General features: G+C 67.2%; 1 protein-coding gene. It reads left to right on the forward strand.

The genetic code is table 11. The annotated features are described in order from the left end of the window. On the forward strand, nt 1–235 hold a 235-nt coding region (locus FQ664_RS26995), incomplete at both ends, for a prepilin-type N-terminal cleavage/methylation domain-containing protein (protein ID WP_144176014.1).

Below are 235 nucleotides of genomic sequence, written 5' to 3' on the forward strand. Positions count from 1 at the left end.
GCTTCAGCCTGATCGAGGTGGTGCTGACCCTGGCACTGCTCGGGCTGCTTGCCAGCATGGCCGCGCCGCTGACCGAAACCGTGGTGCGTCGCGGCAAGGAACAGCAGCTGCGCGAGGCGCTGTACCAGATTCGCGACGCCATCGACGCCTACAAGCGCGCGTTCGATGCCGGCTACATCGAGAAGCGCCTGGACGCCAGTGGCTACCCGCCGAACCTGCAGGTGCTGGTCGACGG

The organism is Pseudomonas persica (assembly GCF_900291015.1).
GTDB lineage: Bacteria > Pseudomonadota > Gammaproteobacteria > Pseudomonadales > Pseudomonadaceae > Aquipseudomonas.